Here is an 18,915-nt window from a genome sequence, read left to right as displayed (position 1 = left end):
CACTACAGCCGCACTTGTTAACTCAGCACTAATGATCAGAAAAGTGCCAAAACAAAGCCGTTGTCCATCCCTTGCGTCCTCTCCAGGCCAGGGGCATGTTATTGACTGACCGGATGAAGAGCGTCCTGTTGGAAATGGAGGACAAGAGACCTCGGTGGAATCCTCTCTTTGCTGACTTCATAGCCTCCATTGGAGTGGCTCCACGGGTCTGTATCGCATTGAAGGAGTCATCTCCTATCAAGAAGCATGGCATTAGTACTTTTAGAACAGTATCTTCGCCATTCTGTGCTCACTGATAAAACCAGCTTTCTCTATGGCTTTCTTTGAAGCATGATTGGCAGCCTCACATGAACAGATAGGCTTCCAGCCAGCTTCATAACAGTGTTTCTTTAATTGAATGAGCATAGAGCTACCCAGACCTCTTCCACGATGCGATTGAGCCACCACCATCCCCAAATCTGCATAAGGTGGCTGTTTCTGACTGGGCCTACATTCCCCCGTTGCTATCAGTGTTTGCTGATCCAACAAGACAAACAATTCTTCACGATCGAGACGAGCTCTCAGAAATGCCTCAATCCACTCTCCTGGCCCCTCTGTATTTACTTGATAAAAGCGCACAATATCACCCAACTCGCTCTTTTCAGCCTTTCTGAAAATACCCTTGCTGAGATTGAACGGTTGCTCGCCTGGTCTACTATCTCGAAAAAGATAACTGTGAAGCGCAATGCTTCTCTGAATATCAAGGCATAAAGAGAAATACAGGGGTTCTATGGTGCTCGCAATAGCACCTTGGATGCCGTAGGTCGAGATAACCCAACAAAAGATCTCCTGCGCCTGGGCCTGGTAGCTTTCCATGAGGTGAAAGCGCAGCAAATCGTTGTTGGAGTCGATGCAAAAATATCCCGCCCGTTGCTCTTGGACTTGTACTTCCCAAAAAGTTGCCTGCGTAATAATCGCGCTTTCCCACATTCCATCCATTGGAGCAACAAGGGTATGAAGGTAGTCATCCCTTAGTCGCTGTATTTCATCGGGATGCTTTAGTTGAACACTTGTTATCATTGGAAGAACGAAACGCCTTTCTGTGCCTCAATTCATCTACAATATCTGCGGAGTGTCACAACGGGAGTGGGCCAAAAGCTGGAAGAGCGGCATCCGCAGCATCGGTGAGATTGCAGTAGGGATTCAAGCCCCAACCATACCATAAAAACGTATCAGGTGGGAGAGGGTGGTCGATAAGATGTAAAACAGCGGCATTCTCGTCCAAGGACACCTTATGCACGAGGGGTAATTCTCTCTCGTTACGATCACGCAAAGAAAAACCTGATGGACGACCACTCGCATGGAGGCCACCACGAACATGGCGATATGAGACCCGGATACGAGATTGCTCAGCCTCAAACGTCGCTCCTATCAATTGAGGTGATGGCAGGCCGTCAGCCACATCCGCTAAGCGGCGTCCAAGCCGTTTCAGTCCTTGAGTACCTATATGAATCGAATCATCCAACTCAAGATCAATCGCTGAAACCATCGCGGTGTGGGACAGGAGGAGAGGCCATGTGCGCTGCGCTTCCCGGATGCCATTCCAATTTTTGGCATCCGCGTCATATGACACAGTACAGCCGATCTGCACGCAGTAAAATGGCAGATCAGGCTGTTGCAGATCACGACGTAGAGCCTTCAACAGAGCATGCATACGACGATGATAGCGCTCAATATTTTCTAAGGAGGACGTCTCGCTCTCGCCCTGGTACCAGAGCACGCCAGCCACGCTGCCACCAGCATCCTCAATTCGCTTGAGCAATGCACCATAGAGCGATGCGTCCCCCTGCTCGCGTAACTCCGGGTCCCACTGTTCCAGAGTAGTTCCACCATGAGCGGCAGGGATCAGTCCAATCGGCACCCCTGTCCGGATATAGCGCTCTTTCGCGAAGGCTAAGCCCAGGCCCGCTCCTGTTTTGCGCATGGGATCATGCGAAGGCAAAGGATGAGGCACAACATCAGCGCCCATCAGCTTATGATGGATAATGCGTGGCGACTCGTTCGGCCAGTGGAGCGGTTCTTCGGCCACCGCCCATTCCTCACGTGATTGCAACGAATGCACAAATGGCGAAGGTTTCTCAACATCAATTAAATTCCCAACCCCTTCCATATTACTCTGTCCCGCGAGCACCCACAGATCCCCTACCAGGATATTCTGCGCATTTCCTACGGTGTACGGGCCCCCAACGGGTAATACAATCACCTGCCCATCTTCTTGATCTACACGTGCTTTATTATCGCCATCACGTTGGAATACCTGATAGCTCTGAATTTTTGTATTTGTCATATTGTCACCACAACCTCATCAATATGCTCGGGCATGCACTTTAGCGGTAGATTCACGTAGTTGGTCGATGTAGGGTCCATGCTGGCATGGACTGCGAGCGAAGCGACCTCCGCAAGGGCGGGATATCAGCCTGCGGGCCTCGGCAGTCCATGCCAGCATGGACCCTACAGATGTTGTGATTTCACCATTTAGCGAAAGCTCACTGTATAGCTCTTTCCATATTGCACCACAAGGACGATGCGACCACGCTCACTGCTCCATGAAACATGTTGACCACTCTGATCTTTTATGGCTACTGGCTGTTGATCTTGAGGAAGGCGTAGCAGAAGGCGTCCATCTTGTTCTGCGCGCAGAACAACGGATATGGCATGCCCATTATTCCACTCCACATCGACTTCAAGACCGCCACGAGCACGCAAGCCGCGTACATATCCATCGTTCCACGTATGCGGAAGGGCGGGCAAAATAGCAAGCTCGCCAGCATGGCTCTGCACCAGCATCTCGGCAATTGCGGCGGTCGCTCCGAAGTTGCCGTCAATCTGGAAGATCACGGGGGGATGCAGGTCAAAGAGATTTGGAGCAAGCGAATCTTTGAGCAACTGGATTGCATGCTCATGGGCCACATTACCTTCACCCAATCGCGCCCAGAACGCGACTACCCAGGCTCGACTCCAACCAGTGGCCCCTCCTCCGTGTTCGAGTCTGCGCTCTAGGGACTTGCGTGCTGCTTGGAAGAGCTCTGGCGTCTTTTCAAAGGTAATTTGCTCACCAGGATAGAGACCATACAGGTGGGAAAGATGACGATGACCAGGCTCCACTTCAGCAAAATCCTCGTTCCACTCTTGCAATTGCCCATACCTGCCAATCGCTGGCTGCGGCAAACGGGCAAGTGCTTGCGCCAGTTCATGCGCAAATCCCTGATCAATGTCTAATACCTGGCTTGCTGTAATACAATGTGTAAAAAGATCGTGAATGATGGCGAGATCCATGGTTGAACCAGCACTGACACCGGCCTGCTCTCCACTGGCAGTCAGAAAGAGATTTTCTGGGGAAGTCGAAGGACAGGTTGTCAAGTGCCCGTGCTCGTCTTCCACCAGGAAATCGAGCAGAAACTGGGCGGCTTTCTTCATAATCGGATAGGCGCGTTGGGAGAGAAACGAGCGATCGCCCGAAAAGGCATAATGTTCCCAGAGATGCTGGCAAAGCCACGCTCCTCCCATGGTCCAGTTTGCCCACTGCGGATCGCCGCTACAGTTGCCAACTGGGGCGGTATTTCTCCACAGGTCCATGTTGTGGTGAGCGACCCAGCCACGGCAACCATAATAAACTTGCGCGGTTCGTTCCCCACTCACGCTGGCCTCTTCCAATAGATCGAACAGGGGGGAATGACATTCCGCCAGATTGCAGGTTTCAGCAGGCCAGTAATTCATCTGGGCATTAATATTTATGGTCCAGTTACTACTCCAGGCAGGTCGTACTTGATCATTCCAGATTCCCTGCAAATTCGCGGGCTGAGTTCCCGGGCGTGAACTGGCTATAAGCAAATAGCGACCATACTGAAAAAAGAGGGCCAGCAGCGCATCATCCTTGGCCCCCTTTTGCACCGCGGCTAAACGCTCATCAGTAGGGAGTTTTTCCCCTTCACTGCTGCCCAGATCCAGGGTAACGCGTTGGAATAAATATTGATAATCGCTGATATGAGCCGCGCGCAGGGCTTCATACCCTTTGCTCATGCCCGCGGCAAGCCTGGTTGCACATCTTTGCTCCAGGTCATGCGCAGGAAGGTCTGGACGAGAGGCGAAACCACGGTAACTGGTAGCCGCAGAAAGGAGTAAGGTCACCGTATGCGCGTTTTCCACCCGCAGTGTGCCGTCTACATCCGCAGAGACCTGCCCTCCCTCAACAATAGCCTGGAGCTGTGTCTCAAAGCGCATACCTTGGCCATCTTCGCCGTGGTCATAAATAACAGGATCATGTGTAGAAACGTAGCTTGGATCAACGTGCCTGGGGCAACGGCCCGTCATCCTGATCGTATTGGAGCCAGCAGACACGCAGGTAAACGGATGAATGCTCTCTAAGTGGACTGTGAAGGAAAGAGCGTGAGAGGTATCGCTAGTCAGGCGTATCGCCAGCAGATCATCCACAGCCGAAGAGAACACCTCTCGCGAGAAGAGGATATCACCTGCTTTATACTGTACCGTTGCCAACGCGGTGTTCAGATCCAATGCACGCTGATATGCCTGGACCTCGCCCTGTTGCGCAAACTTCAGACGCAAATAGCCAAGCGGCTGATATGATTCATTATAAGGGCCTTGCATACGGCGCGCAACCTTCTGAGCAGCCGCATAGTTACGCTCTTCCAGAATTAAGCGCCTGAGTTCAGGCAGATGGGTAACTGCGTCAAGGTTGTCCGTATCATATGGCTCGCCAGACCAGAGTGTATCCTCGTTAAGTTGAAACACCTCCTCTCTGATGCCACCATGAATCATCGCTCCCAGGTGTCCATTACCCACCGGGAGTGCCTCTAGCCATTGTGTGGCCGGTTGGCGATACCATAATTTTAGCGGAGGTTTGACTTGTGGAACACGCGCTGCCTGGTGCATGCGTATCGACTCCTTTCAATTGGCAACTTGGACAAGGGATGAAGGGTTGCCTGGCGAGCCGATCAGCTCGCCAGGCAACCCATTTCTCATCAGAAAACATTATACCTCAATACGGTCGATATCAGCCCCATACATTGAGGAAGTGGTTGCGAAGAGGACCGTATTTGTTCCTGCCCGCAAGTCAAGCTGAATCACCATTGAGTGTACAACATTCCAGTTGTTATCGTTGGTGCCGTTGGTGTACATGGTGAGCGCCGGGCCGCCGTTCGCGCTCACATTTAACGAGCGACCGGAGGAGCCGTCAACATAATAGACCGTGACGTTATAGGTACCCGCGTTGGCCACAGTAATGGTGTTGAATTGCAGGGAGCTACCCAGCAGCAGATTGCCGACCTTCTGACCACCAGAACAGTTCGAGCAACTGGCCACTGATGCTCCTCCACTCAAGGTATTACTGGAGGCTTCCGCCTCATAAGAGGTCGTTTTCACGATGGGGGCAACCACGATACGGTCCACATCGGGAGCATAACCTGTTGGATTATCAAACTTGATGGTATTATTGCCGGCCTGGAGTTGCACCCGGATCTGCATCGATTGGACACTCCCCCAGTTGCCATTGCCATGGAAGTCAATCAGAACTCCCGTGCCTCCATTAAAGCTGAGATCGGCAGGTCGGCAACAACCATCTCCGTCAACGTAATAAATCGTCAGATTGTAGAGACCAGCGCTGGTTGCAGTCACATTATTAAACTGGACGAAGCCACCACCGCCCAGATAGCCAACCTTCTGACCACCAGAACAGGTCGAGCAACCACTTACAACCGCGCCCCCGCCGATGGTATTCGCTGGCGCTTCCGCTTCATAGGAGGCGGCATTACCCGTGGGAGGGGGAGGAGCCGGACTGGTGGAATCTGGCTGGACAGTGAGGAGCAGTGAACCATGAGCGGGTAGTGCCGCGCTGAAGCTATTTCCAAACTGGCCCAGCTGCTTGTGAGCCCAAACGTTGCGTACATGGGCTTTCCCTACAAAGCCCAGATCGCTCCAGTTCGCTGTGACCGACTGGGGGGTGTTATCGAGATTAAAGAGCGCAACCGTATAGCTGCCATCTGCATTTTGCGCATACCAGACCTGCTGGTTGCTAGACTGCGCAACCGGCCTGGCTGGACGGCCAGCCTGATCGATGGCGATAGCCTCCTCGTTGGTGAGCAAGGAAAGGCCGTAGCTATCCAGTTTTGTCAGGTCATCCCCAGTGTAGAGCGGAGCCGCCTCGATGGCCCAGAGGGTTTCATAAGTCTGGCGCTCGTCGTTCGTCAGGCCATCCATGCTCCCGACGCCTACATCGAGCGAATCCAGGTTGTTCCAACCACCCGGTTTGGCGTCGGAGATCCAGGGTACCACGTCAGTGAAGCGCTGCTTCACCGAGTTATCCCAGGTCACCAGCGTATTGCAGTAACACTCGACATCGGTATCAATGCGCCAGCCATTGGAATTCTGCTGCCAGGTGTTGACAAAATCGTGATCCAGCGACCAGGAGAGGACAAACTGGATCGGTCTCCCTGTCTGAAACAGCGCCTGTGACCAGGCTTGAACATCTGAACGATTGTCCGCAGAACTGGCGCCATTACTGAACGAACCTGGTGTAACCCCATCCAGCTTCATAAAATCGACGCCCCAGCTCGCAAATTGATTGGCAATCGAATTGATATAGGCCTGGGCGCAGGGTTTGCTATAATCGATGGCATAGGCTCCCTGCCAACCATTGGTCTTTGTCAGCGGTTGGACAGCAATGTCCTGTGTGTGACAGCTCGTACCATAGATGGGATAGTTGTTGTTGTAGGCAGCAAAATCCAGGCCCGCACCATAATAGATCCCAAGTTTGAGCCCATAGTGATGGACATAGTCAGCAACAGCCGCGATGCCATCGGGAAAACGACCTGGGAAAGGGGCCGGGCGTCCAAAGGAATCGAAGGTAGGATTCCAGCTATAATCCATCCACCAACCAGCATCAATGTTGATATACTGATATCCACTCCCCTGTAACTTTTGATGGAGGGCATCGGCCTGGGTTTTGACATTCGCTTCGGTTAGCCAACTCGTCCCATATCCACTGGCATTAGTGGATTCCAGGCTCCAACTACTCCAGCCCATGTACGGCGTCTGGGCCAAACCATTGGTGACTTTGGTTGCAGCATGGGCGACAGGCGTCTTTCCCTGAGGCCAGGCTGCAATGGTCAGCAGACTACCAGATAAGAGCAAAATGGTGAAGGCAAAGAGAAGTCGGGGCATCATTCTCTGACGTTGAGACATAAAAAAATACCTCCTTGTAGCGGCCAATGACAAGAGTCTCGTGCTCTTCCCATATAAGCACGGTGACCGGTTAGTTTAATCAATGATTAAACTAAGTATACTGATAAGCATACTGAGAAAGGGTCCCCTTGTCAAGAAGAAGCCCTTTCTACTCCTATGGTCGCTTTTATTCCCGGATATTTCGGGACAGAGAAGGCAGGCAGTTATTGCAATCCAGAGGATTGAGGGCTTGACACCAGCTTTTTTCGCGGGTATACTCTGCCTAACTTCAATCACTAAAGGAAGTTTTCGGGGTAGAAAAACGATGCAGGGGAAAGCAGTGCCGGCGGATCGCAAGTTGATCCGCGCAATTAATCAGAATAACTTGCTAAATTTGATTCGGCTGAATGCGCCAATCTCGCGCCCCCAGCTGGCTGAACTTTCGGGTCTGAGCCTGGCGACGGTGATCGGTTTGACTGGCGATCTTATCGGACGACATTTTGTGGTGGAGAGTGGCCCGGCGGAATCGACAGGAGGACGCAAGGCGACGTTGCTGGACCTGCACCCCGAAGGAGGGTTTGCTCTTGGTCTGATGGTACGGGGCTTTGAATGCATCGGAGTGGTTGTTAACTTACGCGGCGATGTGATTTTTTCGCTCCATTGGGATACTGTGCTCAGACATCAAGGTGCCCAGGCGCTGGAACACATCGTCAGGATGACGAATGATCTGCTGGCCCAATCGGGGGTCGAGAAAGACCTGGTCATCGGGCTTGGCTGCGCGCTCTCCGGCTATATCGACGCGCAAAATGGCATCTGCATCGATTCCTGGAATCTGGACTGGCACTCTATTGAGTTGGCCGAACCACTTAGTCGGCGTCTGGGGTTTCCTGTGGTAATCGATAACGATGTGAGCTGCATTACGACCTACGAGAGACTCTTTGGCTGGGGGGGTAGCAGCGAGAACTTCTTTACGGTCGTACTGGGGCGCGGCGTGGGCCTGGGCCTGGTGCTCAACGGCGAGGTCTATCACGGCTCGACGGGAGGGGCCGGCGAGTTTGGGCATATGGTAGCGGTTCCCGGTGGCAGGCGTTGCGAATGTGGTAAACGTGGCTGTCTAGAGGAGTATATTTCCTTTCGTGGCATCATCGCCAATTATCTCGAGCGCAACTATTCACAAACACTTCCATTCAATATGCCTCTCGACAGCTCCTCAGATCGGGCCGTGCGCTCCGAGGAGCGCGTGATCCATACATTACTTGAACTAGCTTTAAATGGCGACGAACTGGCCGCGCAGGCTTTTCAGCATAGCGGTGAACTGATGGGCATTGCCCTGGCCAACCTGGTAAATGTCCTGAACCCCGAGAGTATCGTTCTCACGGGCGAGGGCGTTTTTGTCGAGCCAGCCATGTTCCAATCAATGGAAGCCGTACTACGGCAGAATCTCTTCTCCCAGTTAGGAAAGAATCTGCGCCTGCTGGTTGAGCCGCTGGTTGGCTACGAAAGCTGGGCGCGTGGGGCCGCAGCTCTGGTTCTCCATCGCTTTTTCGTCTTGCCCGCTCACCCCTGAATTCTCAACAGAAAGGAGTTGGGTTTTCGTTATTTGTTTGCCAATGTCTCGCGTGTGTCCCGGCGTTTGGGAGCGCATGGATGCCCTCAACAAGACGCTAATTCGATCGTTTGACGGTATGACTGCCCAACATTACTACAAGGTTGTGGTAACTGGCATATCTAGCTGTCAGGGCTTTTACTGGCAAGGGCCATTTACATTGTTAGGTTTATTTGCGATGATGCAGAAAGGTTGAAGATTCTTCATGGACACTCAAACGATTCTCGACAAAATCAACCGTCGGCGTTTTTTACAGGCCACCGGCGCAGCGGCGGCGAGTGCCGCTTTTCTAGCTGCCTGTGGTAATACCACGCCGGGTAGTACCGGTGGTAATGGCCAGTTGGTGTTACAGCAGTGGTACCACCAGTATGGTGAAGCGGGCACCGAGGAGGCCGCCAAGCGTTACGCAAAGGAGTACACGCAAACCTCCATCAACCTCGTCTGGAAACCTGGCGATTATTTCACTCCCCTCAATGCGGCCTTATTGAGTGGGAATCCTCCTGATACCTTTGAAGGGTGGCTGAAGGCAGATCAGGTAAATGCAGGATTGATTGAGCCACTGGATGATATCCTTGCTCCTGTGAAAGATGACTTTTCCGCTTCCAGCCTTATACCCTACACATACAACGGAAAAGTTTATGCCATTCCGATGATTGTAGATACTGGTTTGCTCTACTACCGCAAAAGTATACTTGCAAAGGCTGGAGTCAATCCACCTGAGACTATGGATGCGTTGATCGATGCAGCGAACAAGCTGACAACTGGCAATCAGAAGGGCCTCTTCATTGGTAACGATGGTGGCATTGGTGCATTGCAACAGATCGCTCCCTGGTCTGCTGGTAGCGACTTTCTGACGGCGGATAATAAGATCGTGTTCAATAATGATCGGACTGTATTGGCTTATAAAAAGGTGCGCGAGCTCTATCAGTCGAAGAGTCTGCTGCTGGGTTATACCACTGACTGGGCGGATCCTGGCGCTTTCATTAGTGGAGCGACTGCTATGCAGTGGGGTGGCTTATGGTCAATGCCGGCTATTATCAAAGCTCTTGGTGATGACTTTGGAGTCATCGCCTGGCCAAAACTTGATGCACAGGGGACACCAGCGACATTTTCTGGTGGTTGGGGTGCGATGGTTGCAGCCAAAGGTAAGCATGTGCAGGAGGCCAAAGCGTTTACAAAATCGCTCTGGATTGATAATACGAAAGATCAGCAGGATTGGAGTCTGAATTACGGCTTCCATCTTCCACCACGGAAGAGCGCTGCCGCCAGCGCAACCAAGTTGCAAAGCGGGCCAGCCGCAGATGCTGTAAGTATCCTCAACCAATATGGCAAGCCCAATCCTCCCGCCTGGGATACGACCATGGGTACAGCACTTACAGATGCCGTCACCAATATCGTCAAAAATGGTGCCGATGCCAAAACTGAGTTGGCAAAAGCAGAAGCAAAGTGCCAGGCCGAGTTACAAAGGATTGTAAAGTAGTTTTATCGGGGAGCATGAACAAACCTGGCGGAATGTTTCATGCTCCCCTGCAGGCCTATGACCATATCGATACCTGGCAGTGTACTGGACTGAATTTACTGGTTCATACCAACAGGTGCCTTTCAGGAAGGATAGCTGTATGGAGTCCACCAAAGTCATTTCACCTGCTCAACCAGAGGCACCTCTGGACGTGAAACAGAGAGGGAAACGCTCTACGCTACGAAAACGTCTCAAGATTGAGCTCGCCTTCTGGGGTTTTGCGGCACCTCTCCTAATTGGTCTGGCGGTGTTTGTCTATATCCCTATTCTCTGGAGCATCTTCCTCAGTTTCTTCGATGCCCGCAGCACCATAGCACCAACACAATTTGTTGGCCTGGCCAATTATGCCAGCATACTCAATGATACAGCCTATCAGCAAGCTCTGGTCACGATCACGCTCTTCGCGCTTTTCATTATACCGACCACTTTTGCGCTTTCGCTTGGACTTGCGCTCCTGGTCAACGGTATTCGTTTTGCCCAGCCATTCTTCCGTTCCGTGTTCTTTCTTCCAACGGCCTGTTCTTATGTCGTGGCCTCGCTCATCTGGAAGCTCGATATCTTCAATGGTCTCCCTACGGGGTTTGCCAACACCATTTTGACCTCCTTGCATATGGATCCTATTAACACCTGGATTTCCAGCCCAAATCCCCCGTACTACTGGATTGTACTGGTCACGCTCCGTCTCTGGATACAGGTTGGCGTCTATATGTTGCTTTTTATCGCAGGGTTGCAAACGATCCCGCAGGAACTGTATGAAGCCGCTACGGTCGATGGTGCCAGGCGTGGTTGGACCACTTTCCGCTATATAACCTTTCCTTTGCTACGCAACACTTCGGTTGCCATTCTGATTCTGAACTTGATCGCAGCCTATCAAGCGTTCGATGAGTTCTACAACATTATGGGGAGTACGGCGTCCAGTGGCAATGCGTCTCTGGGACGACCGCCGCTCCTCTATATCTTCCAGGTCGCTCTGGGTTCGCAAGATTATGGTCGCGGGAGCGCAGGTGCAATCATTCTCGCAGTCATTATTATTGTGTTTACTGTTGTGCAGGCAAAAGTGTTTGGCTTTGGCAAAGTACAGTCGTGAAGAAAGGGAATAGCTTATGTCATTGACGATTTCGAAGCAAAAGGCCGATAAGCGTTCCGTCAGGGCTGCCAGGTCAGTAAGATCTATTGTGAGCGTTGTGCTACGCTATGCGCTGCTCATTTTTCTGGCAGGGCTTTTTCTGGTTCCTTTTTATTTAATTCTACGCAATAGTCTGGCAACCGAGCAGGATATTCGCCTTGGTGTCCTCTTTCCCAATGTCCTCCACTTTGAGAATATTCAAGAGCTGTTTAGTGATAGCTCTACGTCGATCCTTGTTGGTTTACAAAATTCTGCGTTGATGGCTGTTCTGGGTACGGTCGGGCAGGTACTTGTCACGTCGCTGGCGGCGTATGCGATGGCGCGTATTCCTTCTCGCTGGTCCACTGTTGTGTTTGGCGCGGTTCTGGGTACGATGATGATTCCGGGTGCGGTCACTTTTCTGCCAACGTATATTGTCGTTTCATACATTGGTTGGATCGGGACGTTACAGGGCTTGATTATTCCTAGTCTGTTTAGCGGCTTTACGACTTTTCTGTTTCGCCAGTTCTTCTTGAGTTTTCCACGGGAACTTGAGGAAGCAGGGCATGTCGATGGGCTTGGCTATTGGGGCATCTATTGGCGTATCGTTGTTCCGAACTCGCTTCCCATTTTCGCTGCTCTCGGTATTACGGGGCTGATTGCCAATTGGAATTCTTTTCTCTGGCCTCTTGTGAATGCGCAGAACGATTCGGATCAAACTGTTCAGGTGGTCATCTCTACGTTCGAGACGTCTCAGACGATTATTCTGCATGAGATATTTATGGCGGCGGCCATCGGCATCCTCCCCCTGGTGCTCCTCTTCCTCTTCTTTCAGCGTTACATCGTCCAGGGCTATACACAAAGCGGCTTGAAAGGGTAACAAAGGTGAGTCTTTCTGCAAGTACCCGTCCCCTGCAAGAGGACGGGTACTTGACCAGTGCCTCAAAACAGGTGTTAAGATCTTCTTCCGAAACCCAACGTCACTGGCGTGCCTAGCGCTTCGCGCTCAGGTTTTCGGATAAGTAGTAAATTAGGCCGAATGAAGTGGGACAAGTTCAAAACAGCTTTGACTAGGACGGAGCCTTCGGGAAATGCAAGCCACCTGAGAAGGCCCCGCATGTGTACGTGGGGAGTCGTCACGATCGATAAGGTTTAATCTCAAAGGTAGCCAACCGCTGGTTATCCTGGTAAATCTGCGTCATACCCAGTATCTTTACCTGGCGAGTGGCTGTATCTAGTTGACCTGCGTAAGCGATATTGGACCGCGTTACGATATCATTCAGAAGAGCAAGAGACGAAGGCTGAGCCAGTTGGGCATTGTTCATATGCACCAGTTGAATGGCATCCAGCCGTACTTGCACTAACTCTAATTTTACGTTACTGAGGCCCGTGTTGATTTGTAATGCTAGTGAACGTTGATACTGAGTAGAACCGGGTGAGGAAAGCACACCATTGAGATGAAGCGCGATATGATACAGATAGCTGGGATGACCTTGACTTCCGGAATTAAGGTTAAGCAAACCAACCTGGGCATCCAGGGGATTGGCATAGAGAGGGGTACCCGCTGGCACATCTTGCTTAACGTATGAGGCTCCATCAAGGTAATCAAGAATGGATACGATACGCTGGTGCATCGCATCAAAATTCTTTGCCTTCCAATCGTTCTGCGCCCCTTTAGACCACTGAGCAACCTCGTATATATTTCGGTTGGCCCAGATATCCAACCCTCCAGACAGATGGAGGGACATGAGGTCAGGGTCATCCGCCAGCAGGTGACGGACATGACTAAGCAAACTATACTGCTGACCGGCGGGCACCATTTGAGGAATCTCTGCATAATAGCGCCAGGCATTAAGATCAGGAGAAGGGATATCCGGTGTGATGGTGGAACTTTCTTCGGTGATGAGAAAACGACTGGTCATCGCAAGCAAATCTGAGGTATCACTATTGCCTGGGTAGATATAATGAATAGTTCCATCCTTCGCTATAAGTTGTCCCAGGAGGATAGGCGCCCCTTCAGGCTGATTTTTATCAGGCAGTAACCAGGCATAATAGCTCTTCCCATTTTGAGCGGCTGGAATGGATTTGAGATCTAGTTCTAATTTACTGTTGTTTCCCCTGGCCGTATCCTGGTCCATATTTACGCTACTGAGAAAGAAAGCCTGCCCAACAGTGCTATTTGTGCTGGTGGTCGTGGTGGCCTTATGCGGCGTTTGCAGGAGAAAGAACACGCCTGACCCCGCCACAATCAAGATACTAATGAATAGGGCCGCGATCACTATACGCATCCTCTGGTGCTTTTGCGCTCCTGGTGCATGTGACGGTAGGGGGGCTACCGGTGGCATCTTTGAAGGAGATGAGAATGTGGGCCTTACTGGTATTGCAACCGTCTGCCCCTCCCTGGCATCACTTTGAGCAGCTGCTTCGGATTGCTCATCATCATCAGGCACTTGTTGGCCCGGTTTGGAGAGAAGAGTTGCTCCGGAGTCAAGGATATCAGCAGTCGCTATTTTGTCACTGGTTGCGACTCCTGCCAATGGCGGTTCAGAATCTGGCAAATTCAGGGGGCCACTAGTGCCCTCCACCCTTTCTGCTGAGAGCAGATCGACTTTCGCTGCATCTTCATCAACAACCGCATTCAGCTTTTGCTGGCCCAGCATAGCCGCAGGGGGCGAAGTAATTACCGTCGCGGCTTCTTGATCAACTGGTTGTGCATCATTCGTTGATCCTTGCGCTTGATGTGTCGAGGCAAGTGCCAGCCGCACAGCTTCTGGCACTGGGAGATCGAGTGCCTCCGCCACCGCGGCGGTCATAGCAGCAGCGCTGGAGAAACGATCCTGTGGATCTCTGGCGATGCTTTTAAGGAGAACTTCTGATAACGCAGAGGAGAGGTCGGGATTAATGCTGCGTGGATCAGTGGGCTCTTCAAGAACGTGCTGGAGCATAATATGACTCGAACTCCCACCCGAAAAAGGTGGCTGCGAGGTAAACAGTTCATAGAGAACAATGCCCAGAGAATAAAGGTCGGTGCGGTTGCTTATTAATCCATTCTGCACCTGCTCAGGAGAAATATAGAGGGGAGTGCCAAATACCATTCCGGCTACTGTTCGGGAAGGAGCATCCATCACCTTGGCCAGACCAAAATCTGAGAGAATCGGCTCACCCATTGGATTATGCGTCCGATTCTTTTGGTCAAGCAAAATATTCGCCGGTTTAATATCACGGTGGATTGTGCCTTGCCGATGTGCATAATCTAAAGCCAGGCTAATAGGGGTAAAGAGCTGAATAATATCGTTAGCAGAAGGAAAATTCTTCTGCTGTGACGTAGTGCGGATATAATGAGCCAGGGTCTGACCCTGGATATACTCCATAACCATATAGGCTGGTGTATCTTCAGTCTCAGTTGATTCCGATATATGAAAGTCATAGATTTGTACAATGTTTGGGTGACGCAGGGCTGCAACCATCTGCGCTTCCTGAGTAAAACGAGAGATAAAATCCGGGTCTGCATGTAAATTTGCATGCAGTAATTTTATAGCGACATAGCGATGCAATTGAGTATCAAGAGCTTTCCATACCTCTGCCATCCCACCACTTCCCAAAAGCTCCTGCAATTCATATTTCCCAATGCGTCGGGGAATATGGCTCATGAACTGAATCTCCTTTATGCTTTTTCATATCGCTTAGCTCAATTTCACCATCATATACATTTATGCATTTACATATTAACATGGAATAGAGAAAAAGATTACTATGTGTTGTGCTCTTGTTGGCCTCGCCGTTCTTCCAGTTGGCGTTGCAGAAAGGCCAGCTTATCAGGATTCAAAATGCTGTACAATCCCACAATGACATTATCGAGGATATCGAGTGTCAATACCCAGTTGAGCTGTGAAGCGCTCCAGGACAGAAGCGCAGGCGTACCATTCACCTCCTCGATGAAAAGGGTATGGCTTGCTGGCACTTTGCGCATCAATGTGAGGAACAGCCTGGCAACCGTTTCTTAGCCAGAGACGGGAAGCAGACCTGCGTGGACCTTGCCGCCACTGAAGATCTCCTTGGGCTCCTTGACCCTGAAATATTTGTATTTACAAGAAAGTAATCTGATACACAGCATATCCTGGTATTGTGCGTTTAATTATCAACCATAACATTTTCTCTATGTTTTTGAAAGGATTTTATGCCAATGCCTAAAAAATTATTCTTGAGTATGTCATTCTTCGGTCTTGTATGTTTTCTTCTCTTTTTATCTGCTTGCGGGACAGCAGGTCAGGGATACCTGCCTCCTGCTGGTACCCAGACGGGAACAGCAGCTCCTACCACAGCCACTCCTACCACTATGCCGACAACAATGCCAACTCCTACCGTTAGCCAGGGAGATTTTGCGGCATTTGTGAGTCATAGTGGAGGTGCAATAACACAGGTGCAAGAGCAGGAGTATGGTAATAGCACAACCATTCACTCTGCTGTTGATCGCCCGGTTGCCTACATTACCCAGCCATACCTCTCTGTACCTCCTCGGGCAAGAGGACAGGTGTTTATTCAGAACGATTCAGCCAATCCCCAGACGCTCGTAAGCGATACACCAGATGGTTTTGCACCATTCACAATGGCGCCTTACACCACCACGACACTCGTTTTCACTCGCACAGGGAACTTCAGGTCTCATCTACAAGCTTATCCTGATGTAACCCTCACAATCTTTATCAGCATGCCTTATTCCTAAAATGCAAATCCCAACATTAAAACGGCTCTTGTCCACTTTGGATACTGGTGGCGAAGTCAAAAATGATGCTCATGTCAGCTTGAATTCATTGAATCCCAAGCGTGAACCTCGACTTCGCCACCAGTATCCAAAGTGGACAAGAGCCAAGATATGCGGCAGAAACTTGTATTTTTTTAATACTCTCAGGTACACTTCTTCTCGGAGGGACAAACCCACATAGTAGGCAAGAGAAACGGCGTTTGATCAGGGCCTTACTACGGTAAAGAAAAAATATCTGTGCATCTGGAATGCAACGACGATGCACGTTCAATCGCGATCGAGTGTTCCGTCATGAGCAGGTCACTGAGGCTGCTCCTTGTTTGTCTGATAGACACGTTCTCCCCTGTCCATGCAGGCCTCTCCTCTATGGGAACTTCAGAGCTCTGGTGTACATCTCCTTCAGAGAAAAGAGCATTTTAGGAGGAATACAGCTATTTTTAGAAGTCCATTGCTGTTGCGACGTTTCTCATTACCCAAAATCTGGATCCCACTTTTGATTACTTTCGTCCTTATCGGTTCACTGACCGCTCTCTTCCTTCCTCGGCTCATGGCCAGCATGCAAGTACCATGTAGCAAGGAAAACCTGACAGGAATAGTCCAAACCATTTCCCCGGCATCAGAAACTGGCTCAACAACGATTGGCCTTATCACTCGAGGCAATACTCAAGGCAGGGTTGCTGACAGTTGCAACACATGTTGATTTTTCGTATACTTCAGGTATCGAGGTCAACGCATCGATGGCCCGGCAGCGAATTGTCTCGCGGGGTCAGAACCCAGGAGGAAGCCAGGAGGACGCAGGTGGTCAAAACGCACACGCTCTCGTTCCCCATCCGCGTGCCCGATGGCATGCAAGCTCAGGCCCTGCGGCTCCTCGATGCCAGCCGCCTCGCCATCAACCAGATCATCACCACGCTCTGGCCCCAACTCGATGCCTTTGCTGGCGAGAGGGCTGGTCCTGCCTGGAAGCAGGTCGAGCGCCACCTGCTCACCCGCTCTGGTCACGGCAGCCGGCAAGAGCGCTGCGAGATGGAGCAGGCGGGCCGCATCCTGCGCGCGCAGGCCAGCCGCAAGCGCGTCTTCGAGGCGATCGTGCCCCTGCTCTCCGAGGGCTTGATCATCCCCGCCCAAGGCAAGCGGCCCGCCAGAAAAGATCACCGGCAGATCACCGAGCAGGTCAGCACCCTGCGCGCACAGCTGCAGGATGCCGGGGAGGATGCTGAGGCGTTTGTGGCCATGACCAATCTCATGGCACAGGCCTGCAACTGGTACCTGCACACCGGAGCGTTCCCTCGCACCTATGAAGCCCTTCAACCCGTGCCCGTCCTGTCGGTTGGTCACCTGACCTTTGCCGGAGACGACGGCATGAAGGCCGGTCAGACCTATCGGGCACGCATCGAGCTGGCCCCGGGCTGCGATCTCGAGAGCCGGCAAGAGCGACAACTCGCATCGCTCTCGCTGCGACTGCGCACCCCCGATGACCAGGGGAAATGGAGCTGGGGTGCCTGGAGCCAGGCCATCGCGCTGCCCCCTGCCGTCTGCGCGCTCCTCGCGCAAGGGGCTCTCTCCCAGGCGCCGACCTTGAGAGAGATCCGGGGCGACGATGGCAGCCGTGTGGCCGTGCTCGATCTCACCCTGGAGGTATCGGCCAGGTACGTCTCTCCGCTCGAGCAGGAGACGCGCGTGCTGGGCTGGGACTGGGGGGTGCGCTCGCTGATCACGGTCTCGATCCTGCAACCGCCGGAGGAGGGCGACGAGGAGCGGTATCGGCAGGTGAGCCGTCCACTGTTCCTGGATACGGGCGGCATCGATGGCAGGCAGGCGCGCTTGCGAAGGGAGATTGATCGGCTCAAGGCCTGCCGCGATCGCTACGGGCAGCTCGTCAAGGAGGCCCAGGCCGCCCAGCAGGAGCATGGAGCCCCGCTCCCCGCGCATCTTGCGGGCTGGCAGCAGCGCGTCCGGGAGTACGATGCGCGCATCAGCCAGTGCTGGAAGAGCTACGAGCGGAGAAACCGCGAACTGGCGCACCTGGCCTCCAACCTGTTGATCCTACTGGCGCTGCTCTCCGACTGCCGGCTCATCTGCGGAGAAGACCTCAGGACGCTCAAGACGCAGGGGCGTGGCCGTGGGGTGCGGGGACGCTTCCGCAACTGGCGCAACAATAGCACTGTGCGAGGCGAGCTCTGGCGTGTCCTCAAGTACAAGTGCCACCTGTTGGGCATCCGGGCGCGGCAGGTGGAAGCGCGTGGCACGACCCACACCTGTCCTCGCTGTGGTGAGCCGGCCAGGACGTACGCCTCTGCTGCACCAGAGGACCGGAAGAAGGCCGTGGCGTGGGGGCCGATGCTCTGCTGCTCGAACGCCGAGTGCCTGTGGAACGGGGCGAGGGATTACGCGGCGTCGCTCAACATTGCTCGGCTGGGCATGGCCTTTCTCCTCACCTCTCAGCAAACCCGGCGGTACGAGTCGTACCGCATGACCTCTCCGGAGGTCAACTCCTGCTTGTATAGCGGGCAGGAGGCGACGCTGCTGTTGCCGTCGCAGGGGATCACACCCCGCTCGCCTGAGGGCAAACATGTTTACTATGCCGGATGGTCCTACGCCATCGCACTGCGCACCTCTCAGCCCAGAGGGGTGCTCGCCATCCTTTCGACGTCTCAGCTGAGGAAGGACGTGCTCTCGAGTGCGTGAACATCGCATAGTATCCTGTT

General features: G+C 52.4%; 13 protein-coding genes. 6 read left to right on the top strand and 7 right to left on the bottom strand.

Annotated elements, in window-relative coordinates:
* Window positions 1–261: 261 nt before the first annotated feature.
* The 4 genes from KTE_RS36615 to KTE_RS36600 form a co-directional block, all read right to left on the bottom strand.
* The gene (locus KTE_RS36615) at window positions 262–1,059 is read right to left on the bottom strand and encodes a GNAT family N-acetyltransferase (protein WP_201390536.1); all 798 of its coding nucleotides are present in this window, start codon (window positions 1,057–1,059) and stop codon (window positions 262–264) included.
* 55 nt (window positions 1,060–1,114) lie between these two features.
* A complete protein-coding gene (locus tag KTE_RS36610; RefSeq protein ID WP_201390534.1) occupies window positions 1,115–2,326 on the bottom strand; it encodes a sialate O-acetylesterase in 1,212 nt (403 codons plus the stop codon).
* Between the two features lie 188 nt (window positions 2,327–2,514).
* Window positions 2,515–4,929 (bottom strand): glycoside hydrolase N-terminal domain-containing protein, encoded by a 2,415-nt coding sequence (locus KTE_RS36605; RefSeq protein WP_201390532.1) that lies wholly within the window; start codon window positions 4,927–4,929, stop codon window positions 2,515–2,517.
* Between the two features lie 99 nt (window positions 4,930–5,028).
* On the bottom strand, window positions 5,029–7,236 hold the full coding sequence (locus KTE_RS36600) for a carbohydrate-binding protein (protein ID WP_201390530.1): 2,208 nt from the start codon (window positions 7,234–7,236) through the stop codon (window positions 5,029–5,031).
* A gap of 304 nt (window positions 7,237–7,540) precedes the next feature.
* Between KTE_RS36600 and KTE_RS36595 the strand changes: the two genes are divergently transcribed.
* From KTE_RS36595 to KTE_RS36580, 4 genes are all read left to right on the top strand, one after another.
* A complete protein-coding gene (locus KTE_RS36595; protein ID WP_201390528.1) occupies window positions 7,541–8,782 on the top strand; it encodes an ROK family protein in 1,242 nt (413 codons plus the stop codon).
* Window positions 8,783–9,026: 244 nt separating this feature from the next.
* A complete protein-coding gene (locus tag KTE_RS36590) occupies window positions 9,027–10,301 on the top strand; it encodes an ABC transporter substrate-binding protein (RefSeq protein WP_201390526.1) in 1,275 nt (424 codons plus the stop codon).
* A 139-nt stretch (window positions 10,302–10,440) separates the two neighbouring features.
* Window positions 10,441–11,427 (top strand): carbohydrate ABC transporter permease, encoded by a 987-nt coding sequence (locus tag KTE_RS36585; protein ID WP_201390524.1) that lies wholly within the window; start codon window positions 10,441–10,443, stop codon window positions 11,425–11,427.
* Between the two features lie 16 nt (window positions 11,428–11,443).
* Entirely contained in the window at window positions 11,444–12,325 is an 882-nt protein-coding gene (locus KTE_RS36580; protein ID WP_201390523.1) for a carbohydrate ABC transporter permease, read from the top strand.
* Window positions 12,326–12,581: 256 nt separating this feature from the next.
* On the opposite strand, the gene KTE_RS36575 is transcribed toward KTE_RS36580, so the two are convergent.
* Both KTE_RS36575 and KTE_RS36570 read right to left on the bottom strand, forming a co-directional pair.
* Window positions 12,582–15,095: a serine/threonine-protein kinase gene (locus KTE_RS36575; RefSeq protein WP_201390521.1), complete on the bottom strand. Its 2,514-nt coding sequence runs from the start codon at window positions 15,093–15,095 to the stop codon at window positions 12,582–12,584.
* Between the two features lie 101 nt (window positions 15,096–15,196).
* Window positions 15,197–15,415 carry a hypothetical protein gene (locus KTE_RS36570; protein WP_201387309.1) on the bottom strand — a complete coding sequence of 73 codons (219 nt, stop codon included), beginning with the start codon at window positions 15,413–15,415 and terminating at the stop codon, window positions 15,197–15,199.
* 213 nt (window positions 15,416–15,628) lie between these two features.
* On the opposite strand from KTE_RS36570, the gene KTE_RS36565 reads away from it, so the two are divergent.
* Complete coding sequence (locus tag KTE_RS36565) at window positions 15,629–16,168, top strand: hypothetical protein (RefSeq protein ID WP_201387311.1); 540 nt, start codon at window positions 15,629–15,631, stop codon at window positions 16,166–16,168.
* Between the two features lie 765 nt (window positions 16,169–16,933).
* Here KTE_RS36565 and KTE_RS48230 read toward each other — a convergent pair.
* Window positions 16,934–18,232 (bottom strand): hypothetical protein, encoded by a 1,299-nt coding sequence (locus KTE_RS48230; RefSeq protein ID WP_236600708.1) that lies wholly within the window; start codon window positions 18,230–18,232, stop codon window positions 16,934–16,936.
* A gap of 102 nt (window positions 18,233–18,334) precedes the next feature.
* Between KTE_RS48230 and KTE_RS48225 the strand changes: the two genes are divergently transcribed.
* Window positions 18,335–18,895: a transposase gene (locus KTE_RS48225; protein WP_236600709.1), complete on the top strand. Its 561-nt coding sequence runs from the start codon at window positions 18,335–18,337 to the stop codon at window positions 18,893–18,895.
* Window positions 18,896–18,915: the final 20 nt, after the last annotated feature.

The organism is Ktedonobacter sp. SOSP1-85 (genome assembly GCF_016587415.1).
Classification (GTDB): Bacteria; Chloroflexota; Ktedonobacteria; order Ktedonobacterales; family Ktedonobacteraceae; genus Ktedonobacter.
Note: the sequence above shows the minus strand (reverse complement) of the source record. Positions and strands in the feature narration are given on the sequence as shown.